Source organism: Acinetobacter sp. DL27, assembly GCF_055810995.1.
This window is the reverse complement of record NZ_CM147947.1, coordinates 1,681,207-1,700,074: the sequence shown is the minus strand read 5'-3', so window position 1 is coordinate 1,700,074 and position 18,868 is coordinate 1,681,207. Positions and strand designations below refer to the sequence as shown.

General features: G+C 41.1%; 14 protein-coding genes. 5 read left to right on the top strand and 9 right to left on the bottom strand.

Annotated features, from left to right (window positions below):
- Nucleotides 1–2: 2 nt before the first annotated feature.
- The 8 genes from AC0KVP_RS08270 to AC0KVP_RS08235 form a co-directional block, all read right to left on the bottom strand.
- A complete protein-coding gene (locus tag AC0KVP_RS08270) occupies nucleotides 3–1,262 on the bottom strand; it encodes an MFS transporter (protein ID WP_473340261.1) in 1,260 nt (419 codons plus the stop codon).
- The gene (locus AC0KVP_RS08265) at nucleotides 1,250–1,630 is read right to left on the bottom strand and encodes a hypothetical protein (RefSeq protein ID WP_234304890.1); all 381 of its coding nucleotides are present in this window, start codon (nucleotides 1,628–1,630) and stop codon (nucleotides 1,250–1,252) included. The genes AC0KVP_RS08270 and AC0KVP_RS08265 overlap by 13 nt, the downstream gene beginning before the upstream one ends.
- Complete coding sequence (locus AC0KVP_RS08260) at nucleotides 1,627–2,271, bottom strand: GNAT family N-acetyltransferase (protein ID WP_125280181.1); 645 nt, start codon at nucleotides 2,269–2,271, stop codon at nucleotides 1,627–1,629. Before AC0KVP_RS08260 ends, AC0KVP_RS08265 begins: the two co-directional genes overlap by 4 nt.
- A gap of 27 nt (nucleotides 2,272–2,298) precedes the next feature.
- Nucleotides 2,299–4,134, bottom strand: coding sequence for an IucA/IucC family protein (locus AC0KVP_RS08255; protein WP_473340256.1), 1,836 nt, complete (start codon nucleotides 4,132–4,134; stop codon nucleotides 2,299–2,301).
- A complete protein-coding gene (locus AC0KVP_RS08250; protein WP_473340254.1) occupies nucleotides 4,131–5,582 on the bottom strand; it encodes a lysine N(6)-hydroxylase/L-ornithine N(5)-oxygenase family protein in 1,452 nt (483 codons plus the stop codon). The genes AC0KVP_RS08255 and AC0KVP_RS08250 overlap by 4 nt, the downstream gene beginning before the upstream one ends.
- Entirely contained in the window at nucleotides 5,575–7,359 is a 1,785-nt protein-coding gene (locus AC0KVP_RS08245; protein WP_473340251.1) for an IucA/IucC family protein, read from the bottom strand. Before AC0KVP_RS08245 ends, AC0KVP_RS08250 begins: the two co-directional genes overlap by 8 nt.
- Nucleotides 7,360–7,777: 418 nt before the next feature.
- Nucleotides 7,778–8,245 (bottom strand): Cys-tRNA(Pro) deacylase, encoded by a 468-nt coding sequence (ybaK, locus tag AC0KVP_RS08240; RefSeq protein WP_473340249.1) that lies wholly within the window; start codon nucleotides 8,243–8,245, stop codon nucleotides 7,778–7,780.
- A gap of 167 nt (nucleotides 8,246–8,412) precedes the next feature.
- Nucleotides 8,413–9,609, bottom strand: a complete 1,197-nt coding sequence (locus AC0KVP_RS08235) for an alkane 1-monooxygenase (protein ID WP_148826161.1) — start codon at nucleotides 9,607–9,609, stop codon at nucleotides 8,413–8,415.
- Nucleotides 9,610–9,778: 169 nt separating this feature from the next.
- Here AC0KVP_RS08235 and AC0KVP_RS08230 point away from each other — a divergent pair, with 169 nt between their 5' ends.
- Together AC0KVP_RS08230 and AC0KVP_RS08225 are read left to right on the top strand one after the other, a co-directional pair.
- The gene (locus AC0KVP_RS08230) at nucleotides 9,779–10,711 is read left to right on the top strand and encodes a helix-turn-helix transcriptional regulator (protein WP_148826162.1); all 933 of its coding nucleotides are present in this window, start codon (nucleotides 9,779–9,781) and stop codon (nucleotides 10,709–10,711) included.
- A 282-nt stretch (nucleotides 10,712–10,993) separates the two neighbouring features.
- Nucleotides 10,994–13,198 carry an OsmC domain/YcaO domain-containing protein gene (locus AC0KVP_RS08225; protein ID WP_148826163.1) on the top strand — a complete coding sequence of 735 codons (2,205 nt, stop codon included), beginning with the start codon at nucleotides 10,994–10,996 and terminating at the stop codon, nucleotides 13,196–13,198.
- 70 nt (nucleotides 13,199–13,268) lie between these two features.
- Here AC0KVP_RS08225 and lpxB read toward each other — a convergent pair whose 3' ends face one another.
- Complete coding sequence (gene lpxB / locus AC0KVP_RS08220) at nucleotides 13,269–14,441, bottom strand: lipid-A-disaccharide synthase (protein ID WP_473340244.1); 1,173 nt, start codon at nucleotides 14,439–14,441, stop codon at nucleotides 13,269–13,271.
- Between the two features lie 683 nt (nucleotides 14,442–15,124).
- On the opposite strand from lpxB, the gene AC0KVP_RS08215 reads away from it, so the two are divergent.
- From AC0KVP_RS08215 to AC0KVP_RS08205, 3 genes are all read left to right on the top strand, one after another.
- Nucleotides 15,125–16,684, top strand: coding sequence for a PepSY-associated TM helix domain-containing protein (locus AC0KVP_RS08215; RefSeq protein ID WP_148826166.1), 1,560 nt, complete (start codon nucleotides 15,125–15,127; stop codon nucleotides 16,682–16,684).
- Complete coding sequence (locus tag AC0KVP_RS08210) at nucleotides 16,681–16,977, top strand: hypothetical protein (protein WP_148826167.1); 297 nt, start codon at nucleotides 16,681–16,683, stop codon at nucleotides 16,975–16,977. The genes AC0KVP_RS08215 and AC0KVP_RS08210 overlap by 4 nt, the downstream gene beginning before the upstream one ends.
- 900 nt (nucleotides 16,978–17,877) lie before the next feature.
- Nucleotides 17,878–18,774, top strand: a complete 897-nt coding sequence (locus tag AC0KVP_RS08205; RefSeq protein WP_062034869.1) for a sulfite exporter TauE/SafE family protein — start codon at nucleotides 17,878–17,880, stop codon at nucleotides 18,772–18,774.
- Nucleotides 18,775–18,868 lie beyond the last annotated feature (94 nt).

Below are 18,868 nucleotides of genomic sequence, written 5' to 3'. Positions count from 1 at the left end.
TATTAAACTTCTTGATTCAACAGTTTTTGTTGAGTTTTTTGATGACGTGTAATGATGTATTGGCTCAGTAGTACACTGACTACAGACGCAACCGCCAACACCACATAAAAATTGCCATAGCCAAGTGCTTTGGCTAAAAAGCCCGATGCGGCTCCCCCGATGAAATAAACCAGTAGCTCAAAGCACACTAAAATGGTGAAATCAGTGCCTGCCTGTTCTTTGGAACTGCTTTGCATGAAATAGGCATATAACGAAGTCATCGCGACATAACGAATCGCAAGCATGACAATGACAAATCCTCCCAAGAGCAGATGCCACTGGTTTAACCAACCCAAAATAATGGCTGCGCCAATCACCCCATACAATGCTGTTCGGCACCACCCCGCCCAAATGAGCAACTGTGTAGCCTGAATTTTTTTTAATAAAAATGCGGCACTCACAGCAGCGAGCAACCCCACACCTGCTCCAATCACAGACATCAGCACCCCAATTTGGGCAAGCGTCCATTTCTGGTCAATCAGCATTGGATTGAGCATCGCCATTGCCGGTGCTTCTACCACGCGATAACACAGGATCAGTGCCAAGGCAGATAAAATTTCAGGGCGTTTAAAAGCACGGACTAAGCTTGGAGCTTGTTTGGCAATATTTGTCTGTTCATTTGCATTTTCTTGAATATAAAAAACAGCAAACATCGTTAAAGCGGTCATGAGCGCTAAACATACCAATGCGCTTTCCCAGCCATAGTACTGGTATAGCCACAGTGTAGCTGCGCCCCCCAACATACTCCCCAAAGCGACCCCTATACTCTGAGCCATACTGCCTAGACGATATTCAGACGCTGAAAAGGTTTCTACGGTATAACCATCTATGGCAATGTCTTGAGTCGCCGCAAAGCTTGAAATCCACAAGCCAATCACAACAAACACCACCAGTCCGTAAGAGAACTGGGTAAATGCCAAGGCCAATACCCCAAGTACTAGGGCTACTTGTGTAAAGAGCAGCCATGTTTTTCGTTTACCTAACTTCTTGATATAAAGTCGGTCAATGAGTGGCGCCCATAAGAACTTAAACGCCCATGGAATATAAAGCAGCGAAAGCATTCCAATCCAACGTAAATCTACCCCCTGATGTCGCAAAATAGCGGGCAATGCCACATTGTAAAAATACAAAGGCAAGGCATGTGCCAGATATAAAACAATGACAACGGCTAAGCTCAAAGCTGAGATTTGGCGTGTTGCTCTTTGTGTATTTAGGTTTTGCATATCCACCTCTGCACTGCCCATTGCAGTGCATCAGAATGATCAAGTGTGACGTAGTAAGGCACCCGCCATGCAGCATGCAGTGAAGGTGTATTCAGTCGTTGTTGATCGGTTGGGTCTTGTGCAATTCGAACCAAACCCAAGCAGTATTGAAAAAAAAGTTGTTTGTATTTTTTGTACCAAACCGCTTGCAGTTGACGGTATTCCTCAGGAAATTCCGTACCGACTTCGGTTTGCATGACCAAAACAAAGTGCTGTTTTTTTAAGAAAAAACGTTCGACTTGACTGAGCCATTGTTCAAATTCGGCAACAGTGACATGCGCTGAAAAGCGCATGTCCATGATTTGTATATGTTCTGAGCTATAGCTCATGTAAGTTCCTCAGTCCTATTGAGTGGGTTATGGTTTTGCATAAATGCATTTGAATCAGTTAAATACCCTCCAAATTTTTCATAGAATTTTTGTTTAAAGCAGTAATACAACATGGCCGTTTTTTCAGGCATCGGGATCAAACGCTGCGCCTCATAGCACATTTCTTCGACCACTGCGGCATAGGGTTTAACAGTGTGGTCAGGCTCCCCGACAATTTTGTCGGAGGGTGCATTTTCAAAAATATAAAACCCTAATAGCCGCATCACTGGACGCAAATAGCCTTTGCCAAAAGCCGACTTTTCACCAAACAGTAAGTGCCACCCGAGGTCTAAATCATGACCATCGTAATAACGTCCTAGACGGTCACGCTTGCCTTCATAGATTTCGGTATAGCCCACATCCTGCCCATCCACCCCAACGATCAACAAACGATGATGGTCATCGGCCAGCATTTTTTCAAAATACACCGCGAGATCAATTTCAGACTTATTCAGTTGCCACTGTGGAATAACATGAGGCTCATGCATCCATTTATGTAACAGTGCTAAATCCTGCGGATACTGTACTTGGCGCAAGTAAAATTGCGTCTCATTCTCATAGTATTCGTAAAAATCGGGAAGTTGTTGTGAAAGTGTTTTCATGTGGAAGCCTGCTAATTTTTTGGTTTTTTATGATGCGATACGCTTTGTCGTTGTATCGTCAGTTGACTTAGATACCTGCTCTGACCATCGTTTTAAAGTTTCAGGGCTGACAGGATTGGCAATTGGATCTAAAAATACAGGGACAGGACGTTCTGCTTCATCGTTATAACTTGTTGTAAATAGACGCACTCGGTTTAAACAAATTTTTTCAAATTCGGCTCTAAACATGGCAAATTTTTCAATGCGTTCTGCCAACTCTGGATGTGCCTGATGAAAAGCATCAATGACCGATGAAATGGTTTGCCAAAATTCAACTTCACTATGCTCAGGGTAGTCTTGTAGGAATACATTACAGATATAACGGTAATGCACCATAAATAGCCCAGTGAAAATAAAATGACTGAGTTCATGCGCAGGATGACGCAGTAAAATTTGTCCTTCGATCGGTAAACTGGCCAATTCTGGAAAGTCTTCATCAACCAAATTGATATCATCAATAAAGTCTTTCAGCACCATTTTCTGCGGTACGCCATTGGCATGAATGAGCATGGTATTTTCCCCATGTGGAGAAAAAGCCAAGCCATATTTGTACAAGCAGATTAAGAGTGGAGTGACCGATACCTCGGCAAAGCGTTTTAACCACTGCAACGGACTCAAACCTGAGGCCTGAATCAACACAGCCAATATTGACTGTCCGTTGATATCTCGATGTAATAAAGCCGCTTGAGAAAGTGCCTGTTCACCTGTTCCAATCACTGGATCTACACTTTCACGCCATAAGCATCCAAACAGTTCTTTAAACTGATACGGCGCACCTTCAATCTGATCAAAACATGGCTGATGAATAGTCAAAGTTGCCACTTCACCTAAAAATGCAACGCCTGACTGTTTCAAGTCTGAATCTTGAGATTGAATCTGCTTTAACCAAGCTGTGACGGCTGGAGCTGCTAAGTTTCGTTTAGACGGCAACCCACGATACACCGCAGTATTGAAGATACTGACAGGTAATTTGACATAATGACGCTCAGGCTGACTGATATTGCAAAGCGTGCGAATCGACTGCATAGGTACATAGTCATCTTGCCCAACGCCTAATTCAATAATGCGCTGATCCACGATTTCATTGGCATAAGTTGGCACTAACCATTGATGCCACTGCCATGCATGTACTGGAATAAGGAAATAGTCACGACAAGAGAAGCCTCTCTCATGTAACTGTTGTTCAAAGCTCTCTAACTCTTCTGCATCCAACTCATATTGATAAAGTCTCCCTGCTTGCCACTCCTCGGTAGAACGGAACTCAGCCAAATCACGATGCACCGCGAGCCACAGCACTTTTACCGTTGGGGAGCGTTCAGGAGCGGCACTTAAGTAGTCGTCATAACCAAAACCCATACGACCTTTGCTCATAATCAACCACGGATGACCACGGAGCATACCTTCAATTTCATGATGCGATGCGGTCAATGCTGCTTCACTGCTTAAACGACTTTCATCAAATAAATGCGCCTCGGCTAACCATGTATTGTTCATTTCTTTGATGAGATATGCCTTGGTAAAGGGCTTAACTTCGGTTTGATTTGAAAACGCACGAATAAAAGTATGTAAGTTCCATGCAGGCAGGTCTTCAACCGCGCTCAACTCACGTACTGAACCCTCCTCAATCTGCCAATGTCCCAATAAGTAGTTTTGTGCTTTAAAAGTATAGGTTTGATCATCCAACGTCAGCTGGTAACGATTGTCCTTTAAATGAGTTACTTGAATAATTTCTTCATATAAAAATTCAGCAATCGCCATTTCAATTAAGCGCTGTCCTGCCAAACGCCACTGTTTCTGATTCACTTGAAGTTGTGCAAAGCTCATATGATTTTCTCGAATGTATAAGGCTGCATAGAGGGATGTGACCCTGTTTGTATTTTGCGCTGCTCAATATTTTTTGATTTAGGACTCAATGGTGTTAAAGCTGCTGTTCGTGTAGTGGATGTGTCATGCTGCACATACATTTCGGGGTTCTGCTCAGCTCTGAAATGTTGAAACGTCTGTTCATTACCTCCTATTTCATAGAGCTGATAACCCAGTAGTTGATTGGCAATGGTTGCAGCACGAAATGCGCCTAGGCCTAAATCTGGTGTACCTACGCCATGACTGTGCATTTCTTGGTTTTGCACATAAATTTCCCCCATTGCTGTATGTTGCAAACGATAGTCTTGGCTCACCTTCCAACGTCCAGCTTGATCTGTTGCAATCAAGGGTTTTAAGTATTTAAAAAATGAAAACTCAGGGCTGTAATAACCTGTAGATGCCACAACAAAATCAACATCCATATAAAAACGTTGCTTGGTTACCGTATGTTCAAGGCTCAAGCGAATCTGCTGTCTTTCCACTAACTCAGCATCAAGCAACTGGATTTGTGCATGCAAATGTGTTGCTTGTGTAGCAGAGGCAATACTACGGTGGTAAAGTTTTTGGTAAATCTCACGTATGGTTTTGGCACTAATGCCTTTGTATAGCAATGCTTGATTTTTTAACTGCGCTGCTTTTTGTGTTTCTGAAAGTCTATAAAAATGTTGGGTGTAGTTCGGACTAAAATGTTCCAAGCCCAATGGTGCATATTCCATCGGGAAAAAGCCATTGGAACGAGTCAGCCAATGCAACTTGAATTCAGCTGTTGGTACACCATCATGTTGATACTGCTGATCAAACAAATCTAAAAAGACTTCAGCCGAAGACTGTCCTGAGCCTAAAACTACGACATTGCCTTTGAGCTTGTCCTTTTTATGGATTAAGTAATCAGCTGAATGAATACATTTTTCAGGGACTTGTTGTTGTAACTTACGCAGACATTCAGGCAAATAAGGCTGGTTGCCCGAACCAATCACCAAGTTTCGACACAAGTAACGAATAAAACGGCCGCCTTGCTCAACCACCACCTCAAAACCTTCGTTCTTGGCATAAATGGCCTTCACCATTGACTGGTACTGTATATGACCTAGTTGATCTGCCACCCACTGGCAATAATGGTTATATTCACGGCGTGGAATATGGGGCTGCTCAAGGAAGTAGAATTTATATAAGCGTTGCTGTGATTTTAAGTAATTCAAAAAACTCAACGGACTGGTCGGATCGACCATCGATACCAAATCCGCCATGAATGGAACTTGCAAGACCGTATTGGGAAGTTGCATACCTGCATGCCAGTCGAACTGCGCTTTTTTTTCAAAAAACAGATAGTTCAGTTCAGTCTTTTCATGCAACAAACTGGCTAGGCTTAAGTTAAATGGCCCAAGGCCAATCGCAATAAAATCAAGCATAGAGGGCATCCTCTTGTTTGATATATAGCGGATTGGCTAACTGAATATAGACAGACTGATTTTCAACGGGTGCAATCAATTCATCCAGTTCATATAAACGAGTCAGTAAATTACCTTTATAAGGCAACGTCGGTTGATACAACCGACTTTGAATCAAACTACTGTCTGGATACTGCTTCAACAGGTCAAAGAGGTGTTGCTGTAAAACAGACAGTAAATCTTGCTCACTTACAAAACCTGTTGCACCGATGGCATTGATGATGCCAAACAAGGTATTGCCAAAGAAATAATAACTAAAACGTTCATCGACAAAAGTCTTTGAACCTACCGCATGGGCTTTATCATGCAGTTCTGGAAATTGTTGTAAAATTTCATCTGCGAATTCTTCGATATAATAAAAACCTTGATTGTCCCGTAGCCATAGCCACTGTGGCCAGCCATCTTTCAACTCAACCAAGACATTTTGCTGATGCGACTCAAAGGCCATACCATAACGATGGTAAACATACATTAGCGGGGTCAGACTGATGTTTAAAAAGGTCTTAAACCAATCAAGAGCAATTTTCGCTTTATCATCTAAATTTTGTTGAGATGCAATCTGATCAAATAATGCATTAAAACGATTCCGTTCTTCTACGGGATGATCCTGACACAATGAAGCAATACACGTGACCTGCTGTTCAGGAGTAAACGGCTGATCACGTACAATACAAATCGTTTCATCGATGATTTCACCATCCAACTGAAGAGCAATCCATGCAGGATCATTGACCGCTTTTAGAGTTGGACATTGTTTTAAAATACTTTGCCCTAACTCACTGTGCCAAAGTCGATGGGTCATTTCACCGCGGTGACATTCTTTTGCTAAATTGACGCGGATAGAGTTGGTAATCATCACTGAAAGCGATGGTTTTAACATCCACGGCGCGTTAAAGCTCGCCAAAGTACGTACAGAAGTTGTTGGAGAAAATATCCATGCTTTTTCACCCAAATCGATGATTTTCAGTTTAGCTCTTAAACTTTTAAACCACGCTTTGCTTTGTAAATAGCGCGCTTGCCACGGATGCAGTGGTAGCAGTTTGTAATGTGCATATGCAGCTAAGGTTTCAAGTTCCGATTCAGACAAATGCCATTTGATTTCTTGTTTAAGTTGTATTGAAAAAGCCTGCTCTAGCGCTGTTCCTTCTGCAATATATTCAGGTGCCACCAGCCAATAATGCAGCTGGGTCTGACCACAAGCTTCAGGTGAATATTTTTGCCAGTCCTCATGGACAAAACCTGTTCGGCTTTTCGGTGCAGGATGCATGCTATGACCTAAAATCAAAGCCTGTTCAGACTCTATAAAACTTTGCTTAGCTTGTACGAGCACATCAAAATCCACTGCCCGAATATTTAAAAACTGTTGTAATGCATCACGACTTTGAATCCAACGCTCAACTAAGGATGCAGCATCGACATGGCCTTCGGATTGTTGCACTAACTCTTCTAGTAACAGACTGACCATGGCTGCTGCGCTAAAGTTAAGCTTTTGGCCTTTTTGAAAAATTTGCGGTAAAGCCGCAATACGATGTCGCCCAACACGACTGACATAGCTTAACGGAACAAAAAGCTGTGCCTGGATTAAACTCAGTGGCAAAGATAACAGCGTCAAACCTTGGCTAAACGCGAGTTGAGTTGAATTTTGTTGATACTTCTCAAACAAGCTCGCCTTGCCTGTTTCTTGCGAGTATGCATTGACAAGATGCTGCATCGCCAAGCGATTGGCTAGCTCTTTCATCTGACCATTTCCTCTTTTTAAAGCTTATTCCAAGCTCATTTCATGTAATTATGTTTCTTAAAGATGTTCACGATGGCCAACGCTGCAGAAAGCATGTTAATGGTAATTATTATCATTTATCTTTGCAATTTTGTTTACTTTTGAAAAAATACGCACCACACCAACATATATTATTGTTTTTTAATACTTTTAAAAAATTAATCAGTTTTTCTAATAAAGCCTATACGAAATTACACCATAGCTTTAAATGATAGTTTATGAATTTATAATTGATTCGAACTATAAAATTTCCCTATATTTCATAAGGAAAAGCCCATTCAGTCCCCTGAATGGGCTTTCATTTGTGCTCGAATTAATACTCAAAAGAGCTCAAGGCTTAAATCAAATAGGGATGAAACAGTGAAGACATCACTGTTCTTTATTGATCCAGTACATCTGCAAAAGTGGCTGAAAGTACTTTTGCTAAATCCTGCGGTTTTAAACCGATATCTAAGCCGCGCTTCCCCCCACTGACATAGAGTTTTTCCAACTGTACTGCGCTTTGGTCAATCACGGTTTTTAACCTTTTTTTCTGCCCAACAGGACTAATCCCACCGACCAAATAACCGGTCAGTCGTTCTGCATCTTTAGGGTCGGACATTTTTAGTTTTTTTGCCCCCACTGCCTGTGCAACTTTTTTCAAATTTAACTGATGGTGTACAGGAAGAATCGCAACAAAATAGTTTTTTTCGTCGGTCACCAACAGTGTTTTAAACACCTCTTCGACACGTAGATTTAATTTTTCCGCGGCTTCAAGCCCAAAGCTTTTTGTATTGGCATCATGTTCATATTCATGAATAGAAAAATCGATTTTATTGGCTTTTAAAAGTTTGGTTGCAGGTGTCATTTCTGTTCAATATTTTCACTACATACCCAACATTATATGCCTATTCAAAAAGAAAGTTTAGCGGTACGCCTATCATGATCATCGAACTTACAGGCACTCAACGAAACAATGGCTGTAAGTTCGATGTCAACTATGTATTCAGCTTGTTATCGCTGAAATATCCCAGTTTAGTCAGCACTTAGTCCAAATTTTTTGAAGATTTGAGCACGGCGCTTTGGCAAAATATTGGCTTTGGTCAAATCACCTTCGTAGTGATCAAACACTCGTTGATCCATCATTTTAAACCACAGTTTTGGAATTAACGCTGGAATCAACATAGTGGCATAACCACTCGGTAGCTCTGGGGCTTCATCAAAATGTCTTAAGGCCTGAAATGGGCGGGTTGGATAGGCATGATGATCTGAATGGCGTTGTAGCTGGTATAAGAATAAGTTAGTCACAATGTTGTTATTATTCCAGCTGTGTTCAGGCATGGTTCGCGCATAACTTCCATCTTCTTTTTGGCTACGCTTTAAACCATAGTGTTCAATATAATTAATAATTTCAAACAGACTCACGCCATAAAATGCTTGTGTCACCAGATATGGCGTCACTTTTTTACCAAACAATTTCAACATGGTTGCATGAAAACCAGCACTCATCGCCCATCCATGAAACAGTTCATTTTCTTTGGAGAAGAAAGACAGACCTTTTCGTTTTAGGCGTTTATGTTCAATTTCAACAGCCGACTTCAACCCACCGAAAACGGTACGCGGCCAAAACTCATAAAAAGTCTCGCCCATTTTCGATGAAGCAGGATCTTCTGGTGTTGCAGCACGTTTATGATGCCCATAAGGGTGCTCAATGCGGAAATGGTTGTAGACCAACGGAGCTAAAGTCATATGCGACCAATAATGATCTGATTTTTTAGGACGATGGCACAATTCATGTGCTGTATTTACTGCTACTCCATTAATTGCCCCCATGGAGACACCCAATAATATTTGGTCGAGCATCGATACATTTTTGCGGGTCACCACATAACCTGCAAACAAATTGGCTGCCATTTGTAGCGGAATGAATAATTTCACAATACGGTCATAGTACGGGTCATTCACCAAGACCTTAATTTCATCATCCGAAGGGTTATTTTCATCTGCACCGACCAGACCATCTACCGCAGGAATAATGACATGCAGTAGTAACGGCCCACCCAAAGCGAAGATTTTCTTAGTGGGTTTCGGACCAAAATGATAGCCCGCTAAAATGCCCATACCAATCACAGGAAGCCCAGGACTCAATAACCAGCCAAAACGCTTTTTATCGATCCCTGCTGCATTTTTGACGACCACGCTAGCATTCGTCATTTTCACTGATGCATTCATTACCATTCTTCCAATTTTCTTGTTATGCCTTTATATTTCTAGAAATGGGACATAAAGAACAGTTGCTAACGTCCAAGAAAACAGCGTAATCGTCCTTGGCCTGAAATGACTTAAATTGACCCTAAATCAAATATTAAGCCCAAGAAATAAAGACTAGAAATCGTAAAGTATGGATGCTTTAAGTAAAATTTTTGAAGATATACATCTCAACCAATCTGAGTACCTCTACCTTAAACCGCACGGTGAGTGGGCTTTTCGCTACACCGAGCAATCCACCATGATGGCCTATGCGGTACTTCAAGGACAATTCACCATTTGTTTAGATTCTAAACAAATTATTGTTGCTGAAGTCGGAGACTTGATCTTACTCCCTTCGGGGCCAAGTCATGAGTGTCGCTCATCAACCACCGACCAACTATTGGAAGTATTCGATATTTCTGACTTATTTGCCCAAAACCAACACAAAGAAGTCTCTTTTGGTAGTGATGCGACACAACAAAAAACCGTGATCTTGGCCTTACATGCACATATGGACCCAATTATGGCGCGTCCGTTGGTACAGGCCTTACCCGCGTTTATTCACCTTCAACACAAAGATCTCAGCACGGTTCCTGAATGGTTGCAAATTGGGCTGCAGTTTCTCGCTCTAGAAGTCCAACGCATACGCCCGGGTCGTGACAAAATTTTGGATCATTTGGTGAGTATTTTATTAATTGAATGTGTGCGTGATTATATTGATGCGCTGCAAGACTCGAACAATTGGCTGAGTGCTTTATCTCATCCTGAACTATCCAATGCACTTGCAAAAATTCATGCGGAACCTGCACAACCTTGGACAGTTGAGTCCCTTGCAGAACAGTGTTGTATGTCACGGTCTAAATTTGCCACATTGTTTAGCCAAATTTTAGGCACTAGCCCTTTGGCTTATTTGCAACAACACCGTCTGCGTTTAGCCGCCCAATACCTGCGTAATGGACAAGGTACAATTCAGCAAATTGCACATCGGGTAGGATACAACTCAGAAACGGCTTTTAGCCAAAGCTTTAAACGACAGTATCAAATGAGCCCAAGCCAATATAGAAATAATCAAAACCCAACTTAAAATGCTCGTCCGTAATGGTTTAATAGCAGTCCTCACTCTGCTTATGTCTTTGTGCACCGAGATAAATACCTTGAACTTGCAGACAAAGATTAGCATCTTGTGAAAATCACACTATAATATCCCGCATCCTTGCTAGAGATGGCTTCAAACCACTGCTTGTTTGTTCTTTTTCGCTCTAGCCACACTTTTTTAAGTCCAATTTTCATCCGTGATTCGGCTTATTTTTCAATATTTTATCTCTTGTATGTCCATGCTGACATATAAGAAAATTTAGGTGCCAGCATGGAAATCAAGGTTAATTATCTCGATAATCTTCGCCAAGAAGCGAAGTTCGATGATTTTACAGTCATTGCCGATCAACCGATTCGCTACAAAGGTGATGGCTCTGCACCCGGTCCATTTGACTACTTTTTAGCATCTTCTGCGCTTTGTGCAGCTTATTTTGTCAAAGTGTATTGTTTAGCACGTGACATTCCAACCGACAACATTCGCTTGTCTCAAAACAACATTGTTGACCCTGAAAACCGCTATAAACAAATTTTCAAAATTCAAGTTGAACTCCCAGCGGACATTTCGGAAAAAGATCGCCAAGGTATTTTGCGCTCTATCGACCGTTGTACGGTTAAGAAAGTAATTCAAACAGGGCCTGAGTTTATTATTGAAGAAGTAGAAAGCATTGATGCTGACGCTCAAGCCCTGCTTATTCCAAGCCTTGCTTCTGAAACTAGCACGATTATTCCGGGTAAAGACCTACCTTTAGAAGAAACCATTGCCAATATGTCAGGTATTTTGGCTGGTCTAGGCATGAAAATTGAGATTGCCTCTTGGCGTAACATTGTGCCAAATGTATGGTCTTTACATATTCGTGATGCTCAATCGCCAATGTGTTTTACCAACGGTAAAGGGTCAAGCAAAGAAAGCGCCTTGGCTTCTGCGCTGGGTGAGTTCATTGAACGTCTGAACTGTAACTTCTTCTATAACGACCAGTTCTGGGGTGAAGACATTGCCAATGCCAAGTTTGTGCATTATCCAGATGAAAAATGGTTCATGCCAGGTCCAAATGGTGAAATGCCAGAAGGCGTTCTGGATGAATATACACTTGAAATTTATGACCCTGAAGAAGAACTGTTAGGTACGCATTTATACGACACCAACTCAGGGAAAACTGAGCGCGGTATTTGCGCTTTACCTTTTGTTCGCCAGTCTGATGCTGAAGTGGTTTACTTCCCATCAAACTTGATTGAAAACTTGTACCTTAGTAACGGGATGAGTGCAGGAAACACCTTAGCTGAAGCACAAGTACAGTGTTTGTCTGAAATTTTTGAGCGTGCCGTAAAACGTGAAATTTTGGAAGGTGAACTGACCCTGCCAGATGTGCCGCAAGAGGTTTTAGCGAAATACCCAAGTATTTTAGCGGGCATCCAAGGTTTAGAAGAGCAAGGTTTCCCTGTACTGGTGAAGGATGCTTCTCTAGGCGGTCAATACCCTGTAATGTGTGTGACGTTAATGAACCCACGTACAGGTGGTGTATTCGCCTCTTTCGGTGCACATCCAAGCTTTGAAGTTGCGCTTGAGCGTAGCTTAACTGAGCTACTGCAAGGTCGTAGTTTTGAAGGTCTGAACGACTTACCTCGCCCAACATTTAGCTCAAATGCGGTCACTGAACCCAATAACTTTGTTGAGCACTTCATTGACTCAAGTGGTGTAGTGTCATGGCGTTTCTTTAGTACCAAATCGGACTATGACTTTGTCGAGTGGGACTTTACCAATCAAGGCCAAAACTCAAATGCTGATGAAGCTGATGAACTGTTCAGTATTTTGGAAAATATGGGCAAAGAAGTCTATATGGCCATTTACCAACATTTAGGCGCAACGGCGTGCCGTATCTTGGTACCGGGTTACTCAGAAATTTACTTGGTTGAAGACTTGGTTTGGGACAACACCAACAAAGCACTGCTTTACCGTGAAGACATCCTCAACTTACACCGTTTAGACAACGAACAACTCGAAACGCTGGTTGAACGTTTAGAAGAATGTGAGCTAGATGACTATACTGAAATCAAGACTTTGATCGGGATTGAGTTTGATGACAATACCGAATGGGGTCAATTGACTCTGCTTGAACTTAAACTACTCATCTATCTTGCATTAGAGCAGTTTGAGGAAGCGAAAGACTTGGTTGAGACATTCTTACAATACAACACCAATACCGTTGAACGTGGTCTGTTCTACCAGTGCATGAATGTCGTGCTCGAAGTGATGTTAGATGACGACATGGAACTGGAAGAGTATGAAGCCAACTTCCGCCGTATGTTCGGTGATGAACGTATGGATGCGGTAATAGGCACAGTTGAAGGTCGTATTCGTTTCTATGGTTTAACAGAAACCAGTATGAAACTTGAAGGTTTGGACCGTCACTTACGTTTAATCGACAGTTATAAAAAGTTACACGCTGCTCGTGCTAAAGCCGTTGGATTAAAACCTTAAAATAAAAAGAAACAACCCAAATACGTTTGGGTTGTTTCTCACTGCACCTATCACGATGTCTTAAAGAGAATTAATCTAAAATATTTAAAATCGCCTCAACAGGATTTTCACTATTACCTGCAAGTAATTGTTTATGCATGGTAATGTGCTGCATAGCCTGAATCTGTGCTGTTTCTATATTCATTAATTTTTCAATTTCAGCCGCCAATTTCTCAGGTGTTGCATCTTTTTGAATTAATTCTTGTATCACTTTCTTGCCCGCAATAATATTCGGCAATGAATAATATTGAATCTTGATCAAGAATTTCACCACATGATAGGTGAGCCAATTCAACTTATAGAAGGTCACCATTGGTCGGTGTAACAGCATAGCTTCCAAAGTTGCTGTACCTGAAGCCAAAGCTACAATATTAGCGGCGTTCATAACTTGACGCCCAATCTTCGACTCGGTGCCTGAGTTTTCAAGCAAGTCTATTTGATCGACCAATGCTTTTGGATACTGAGTAAGCAAAGCTTCGATTTGTTGCTTACGTGCATCATTGATTGCTGGTATCACAAAGCGATAGTTTGGATATTTGGCGTAGAGCAATTTTGCAGCATCTAAAACCAGTGGACCGAGCTTTTCAATTTCACCACGTCGACTTCCCGGCAATAAGGCAATATGCTTTTGGGTCAGATCTAAACCCAGTTCTTCTTTGGCTTGTAAAATTGGGTTTTCCAAAGGCAATTGGCTCGCCAAGGGATGTCCTACAAACGCAGCAGGAACATACCATTTTTTATAAAATGCTTTTTCAAACGGAAATAAACACAGTACCAAATCAATTGAGGCTTTGATGCCATGAACCCGTCCCTGACGCCATGCCCAAACGGAAGGACTAACATACTGCACGGTTTTTATGGGCAGTTGTTTTTGCTTTAAACTTTTTGAAAGGCGCAGATTAAAGTCTGGCGCATCAATCCCAATAAACACATCGACAGGATGGGCTGTCCACTTCTCTACCAATCCATCACGCACAGCAAAAAGCTTTTTAATGTCTTTAAGAACCTCAACCAGCCCCATGACAGACAAAATATCCATCGGATAAAAGCTCTTGAAACCCTCTGCAATCATTTGCGGGCCACCAATACCCTCAAATTCTGCATCAATTCCTTGCTCACGAAAACTGCGAATAAGTTTAGCACCTAAAGTATCACCTGATACTTCACCCACTACGATTCCAATTTTAAGTTTCCGATTTTGCAAAGCATTATTCCTTATTTTTCAACCCATGCATCATAACATAGCGTCTTTTGGGATGGGTATTGGTCGAGTCTTTCTATTTATGCTGCAGATATAAAATGAGTGACTTATTTGATTCATATGAAGAGCACAAAAAAAGTCGAGTTAATTTCAATTTTCGATCATTTAAATATTGCATAAGATGCCTATTAGAACATAAAATTACTGAGAATCATTATCGTTAATTAATGTGCACTTTGTTGTTCAACTCACGCTGCCTAATCCCAGTATTTTGGCTACGTAGATTGCTCATACGCAGAATAGAGATGATTGTGTTTTACTTAAATATTAAATTTAGGTTCAATGCTTAGTGAGTACAACGTTAAGCCCCCCTTTATGACTTCATTCATGTGATCTTTATGTCCCTAAGTCAGCTTAAATACCCTATAACTGTTATGTTCCGGTTTTTGATCGCATTTGGCTTAGGCTATTTATGTACATTCATGTTATCAGAACTGCTTACCCTTAGTTTTTACCCTCACTTAGCTAAAGCAGAATCCATTTATTTGGCGGCTTTTCTATCTCTTATTTTCTTTATCATTTTTGTCATTTTGAGCTTTTGTGTTCAATCCCTGAAAAAGTTAAGCGCTTCAACTATTTCTCTTTCCCTTTGCTTTTTTCTATTGCTGAAGTTCGTAGGTTAAACCATGCAAAAATCTGTTCGCCAATCAATGGCATGGCTACACTCTTGGCTTGGGCTAACACTGGGATGGTTATTATTTGCCATTTTTTTAACAGGTGCTGCGACCTATTATCGTCATGAAATAAATTTGTGGATGCAACCGCAATTTGCCACCATACAAGTCAAACAAGACACTGCGATGAAGTCGGCATATCAATACTTACAAAAAAATGCTGCAGATGCGCAAAGTTGGTATATCGGCGTAGCTAGTCCTAGTTCACCTGTTAATAAAATCTACTGGCAAAAGGCCGATGGTGGCTACGAAAATAAGACTTTGGATGCGAACACAGGTAAAGAAGTCACCTTGTCTGCAACCCAAGGAGGTGAGTTTTTCTATGGCTTTCACTATCAGCTGTATGGTGTGCCCTATTTCATCGGTAGGCTTTTAGTCACGATTGCTGCCTTCTTAATGTTGATCATCCTCATTTCAGGCATCATCACACACAAAAAGATATTCACCGAATTCTTTACCCTAAGAGCCTTCAAAGGGCAACGTTCGTATCTAGACTTTCACAATGTTACCTCTGTCATTGCTTTACCTTTTTTCCTGACCATTACATTCACTGGTTTAGCCATTTTCTTTTATCTCATTCTTCCCAATGGCATGAAGAGACTTTATCCAGAGCAACCGTTCCAATATTTTGATGAAATTAGAAATATTAGTATCAGCTCTGAGGCTAAACCGACACCTGCTACGATGCGACCAATTGAATACTTCATACAACAATCTGAGCAGCGTTGGGGTAAAACAGAAATTGACAATATTACGGTCAAATACCCCAATACCAATATCGCTCAGGTGAACTTGGTTGAGTCAACTGACCGAAGCATCACGCGAAACCAAGCCCAACTCAGCTTTAACGGTGAATCTGGTGCCCTGCTCGGTGACACTCGGAATAAGAGTGCAATCGCCACGCTCAATAATGGAGTCTATGGTTTACACATGGCACACTTTGCACAGCCCTTATTACGCTTTGCTTTATTCTTCTCAGGGCTTTTAGGCTGTGCCATGATTGCGTCTGGACTTTTACTCTGGTGCTTAAAACGTCAGCTACAAAATAAGAAACAAAGTTTCCACTTTGGACATTATGTAGTTAACCGCCTAAATACGGCTGCCATCATTGGCTTGCCGATTGCCATGCTCAGCTATCTTTGCACAAACCGTTTACTTCAGTTAGAAGTAGGTCAACCCAACTACGAAATCTACGCATTTTTCGGCACTTGGTTACTCAGCTTAGTCATTGCATTGCTCACTCCACAGCAACACCTTTGGAAAACTCAACTGAAAGTCTTCATTTTACTGGCTGTATCTTTGCCTATTTTCAATATTTACTATTTAATCAGCCACCAATATGTGCATGACTTACATGAATATTGGTTATTCTTGCGAGTTGATCTTATGGTCTTCATCCTTGCGATATTGGCTATTTTCTTACATCAAAAAATCCAGCCCATTCAACAAAAAGCAGTACAAAAAATTCAGAAAAAATATGCCAACCCTACAGTTCAGGAGTCCAATTCATGATCTACCTGATTTCAGGACTTCTCATCACTTTCGCGTGCTATGTATTATTTCTGGTGGGCGATAAGCAGCGTCCAAAAACTCAAAAGTCACGTTGGGCCAAATGTGCAGAACATTATCAAATCTGCCGATATTTGGCTTTTGGTGTACTGGCCGCGACATTAATTTTATTGATTCAATACACGGGTCGCGGTGTGGGAAGTGTCAGTTTATTTGTATTTGCAACCCCGATACTTTTTATACTGATTCTGAGCATCAATGACTTAAAACCCAAAAAAACAGCTCAATCTAAGTAAGCATTTGCCCTACAACTCACACACCTTTTTATTTCGATCATGAGCCAAATAAAAAGGTGTGTAAATATAGAGCCAGAACCATCTCAACAGAATTTTAGCGAGTGATCAAAATCATTTAAGTTGAAACACCGTGATTTTTAGTTATAACACGCTTAATAATAAGCACTTTTATAGATCATTTCTCGGGACAAACATTGCGTTCAGCTTTAGATTGGTCATAACAAGAAATCATCATACCCTTTCGACAGCTCTGCAGTTGGTCGAAGCATCATTTTGGCTGGACACTTTTTATTTCCCTCATTTTCAATTTGCTTGTATTTATTTGTTTCCCGAGCAGTTGGATCCCCACTCAAATTCAGAGTAAAACCTTTGATGAAATCACCATTGAAGTTGGTAAAGGACGAATTAGCACGTTGAAATTTAAACAACAACATCATTTATGGATCGCAAACTGCGCATTGATGGGAGAACCTGTTCAAACACTATGTGACCAGTCATCATATCGTCACCAATTTACGGCAAAGCAGGTCGAGGTTTACTATTTAGAGCGTATTTTTTGGAACCAAAAAATACTAAAAAGGAGGTGTTTATTCAACAGATCACATTAGCTAATCCACGTCAGCAGCACTTAGATATGACCTATAACCTATAGCTCGACCGCAGCGAATTTTGAGCAATGGAAAAAGCATCAGCTAGCCCCTCTTTATGTTCTACGAACACTCATAGGTTTCAATCTATGGTGGTTGCTGACAATTGTAGGCTTAAAAATAAAAGCACGGATACAGTTCAAACAATAGCTCCTATATCTCTTTTTAGAATAAGTAAATCAACAATCAAGACAACGACTTATATAAAAACGTCATAAGATATGCACGTTTTTTGATATTTTGGCATATAACAATGTTTGGTCCACTCGAATTTATTCTCGCAGGTGTTTTAGTCGGTTTTTGTGTGGGAATTACTGGTGTGGGTGGTGGTTCATTAATGACACCGATCCTCATTAGCCTTTTCAGAATTGAACCTCACATTGCCATTGGTACAGACTTGCTCTATGCCGCAATTTCAAAATTCTGTGGTTCATTTGTACATGCCAAAAAGCTAAATATTGTGTGGCCGATTGTGCTTTGGCTTGCAATTGGCAGTATTCCTGCTTCCTTTGCAACACACTGGGTACTCGACAACTATTTGAGCCAGTCTACCCACTACAAAGCCGTGCTCACCATGGTTTTAGGCTTCATGTTGACCATTACAGGTTTATCGATCGTCTTCCGTAATCAAATTGAAAAATTTTTCAACAAATTACGTAAAGATGAACTCCCAGACATGACTGAAGACTTAGAAAAAGTTCAGCTTCAAACCAGCAATAAACGTAAGTACATTGTGATGATGGGTGTAGTTCTTGGGGTCTTCGTGACACTATCATCAGTCGGTGCAGGTGCTTTCGGAATCATGGCTTTGGTCATTATGTTCCCCAACCTACCAATGATTCGTATTATTGGTTCTGACGTTGTTCATGCGGTGTTACTTACGTTTGTTGCAGGTATGGGCCATATGACTTCAGGCAACGTGGACTTCCACCTCCTTATGTGGTTATTGGTGGGATCTATTCCAGCAATTATTATTGGAACACTGATTAGTTCACGCCTTCCTGAAAAGATCATTCGTAAAGTGTTGGGTATTACCCTGTTTGCGTTAGGTGTGAACTTCATGTTGAATCCGATCAAAGCCAAACCTGTGAAGCCTGCCGAAACTGCTCAAGTCGTTCAAATTTCAACAGTTAAGAATGCCTCAGTGTAGGCATTCTGATTTAAAATAAACCTAAGATTCATCACTTTTTTTTCAAAGATTCATTCGACTTTTTTATAACCTTTTATCAGCTAAACCGTGTTAT

Coding starts and splice junctions, on each gene's coding strand:
- AC0KVP_RS08270 (WP_473340261.1), bottom strand. CDS start 1,262: ATGCAAAACCTAAATACACAAAGAGCAACACGCCAAATCTCAGCTTTG.
- AC0KVP_RS08265 (WP_234304890.1), bottom strand. CDS start 1,630: ATGAGCTATAGCTCAGAACATATACAAATCATGGACATGCGCTTTTCA.
- AC0KVP_RS08260 (WP_125280181.1), bottom strand. CDS start 2,271: ATGAAAACACTTTCACAACAACTTCCCGATTTTTACGAATACTATGAG.
- AC0KVP_RS08255 (WP_473340256.1), bottom strand. CDS start 4,134: ATGAGCTTTGCACAACTTCAAGTGAATCAGAAACAGTGGCGTTTGGCA.
- AC0KVP_RS08250 (WP_473340254.1), bottom strand. CDS start 5,582: ATGCTTGATTTTATTGCGATTGGCCTTGGGCCATTTAACTTAAGCCTA.
- AC0KVP_RS08245 (WP_473340251.1), bottom strand. CDS start 7,359: ATGAAAGAGCTAGCCAATCGCTTGGCGATGCAGCATCTTGTCAATGCA.
- ybaK (WP_473340249.1), bottom strand. CDS start 8,245: ATGACACCTGCAACCAAACTTTTAAAAGCCAATAAAATCGATTTTTCT.
- AC0KVP_RS08235 (WP_148826161.1), bottom strand. CDS start 9,609: ATGAATGCATCAGTGAAAATGACGAATGCTAGCGTGGTCGTCAAAAAT.
- AC0KVP_RS08230 (WP_148826162.1), top strand. CDS start 9,779: ATGGATGCTTTAAGTAAAATTTTTGAAGATATACATCTCAACCAATCT.
- AC0KVP_RS08225 (WP_148826163.1), top strand. CDS start 10,994: ATGGAAATCAAGGTTAATTATCTCGATAATCTTCGCCAAGAAGCGAAG.
- AC0KVP_RS08215 (WP_148826166.1), top strand. CDS start 15,125: ATGCAAAAATCTGTTCGCCAATCAATGGCATGGCTACACTCTTGGCTT.
- AC0KVP_RS08210 (WP_148826167.1), top strand. CDS start 16,681: ATGATCTACCTGATTTCAGGACTTCTCATCACTTTCGCGTGCTATGTA.
- AC0KVP_RS08205 (WP_062034869.1), top strand. CDS start 17,878: ATGTTTGGTCCACTCGAATTTATTCTCGCAGGTGTTTTAGTCGGTTTT.